This window comes from Tropicimonas aquimaris, assembly GCF_042676185.1.
In the GTDB taxonomy this organism is placed as follows: domain Bacteria; phylum Pseudomonadota; class Alphaproteobacteria; order Rhodobacterales; family Rhodobacteraceae; genus Tropicimonas; species Tropicimonas aquimaris.
In genome coordinates this window covers 1-796 of sequence record NZ_JBHTJT010000036.1, presented here as the reverse complement: position 1 = coordinate 796, position 796 = coordinate 1, and the positions used below count along the sequence as shown (strand labels likewise).

Genomic DNA, 796 nt, shown 5'->3' with positions numbered 1-796 from the left:
CTTGCGCCGAACTCCAAAGCCGTTCCACTGCGCATGCAGCGAAGAGTTTTTCAACGAAATTCCGGCGTTGCGGACATTCGCTGCAAGCGCGAGAAGTTGGGACCTTCCGGGGGGGCGTTGGTCAACAGGGCGGAAAGCGTTCGTTTGCCGCGTTTCAAATGAAAGTCTGCTACGGTTCTCCGACTAGCCAGACTTTCCTACCATGATACTCCATCGTGTAACGCGCACACGCTAAGCGTTCAGCTGCCTGTCGAAACCAGATGGTTTACCATTCGATCCTACTTGCAAGCCGCCGATAGTTTTCGCCTGCCTTCTGGAGAAACTCTTCATCACCCTTTGCGAACCCAGCCTCCAAGATTTCCCTCTTTGTCGCATCGTTTAGAGATTCCTCGAGGATTCTCCGGCGCATTTCACTGTGCCAACCACTGCGACCAACCGGACACCATATCCATCCGTTGCGCGGCTCTTCGGCCAAGGCGGCATCCAGTTCGTCTTTCTCGGCACGCTCCAGATGCGTCAAGCTGCCGAGAATTTCCCAGCTTTCATAGAGCCGCTCAAAATCCGGCAACACTCCGACGAAAGACTTGCTCCACGCGGCAAACAGATCACACAGATGGTCACTGAGAGCGGTCTTGCGTTTTTCGAGGCCTACCAGATGTTTCCAATAGTCGTTGTTGCCTCCTTTCCAAGCCCATAGAAACAGGCGCTGCACGGCGCGCTTGTCTTCAGGGTCATGCGTGTGGATCGACGGCGTTCAGTTTGCAGGTCTCGATCAACGATGCGATGACGGCCCAGT

The 796-nt window shown here is 54.9% G+C and carries 1 protein-coding gene; it reads right to left on the bottom strand.

Features of this window, described 5'->3' with window-relative positions; translation table 11 throughout:
* Positions 1-265: 265 nt before the first annotated feature.
* Positions 266-712 carry a hypothetical protein gene (locus tag ACFQ2S_RS16350; protein WP_386076066.1) on the bottom strand — a complete coding sequence of 149 codons (447 nt, stop codon included), beginning with the start codon at positions 710-712 and terminating at the stop codon, positions 266-268.
* Positions 713-796 lie beyond the last annotated feature (84 nt).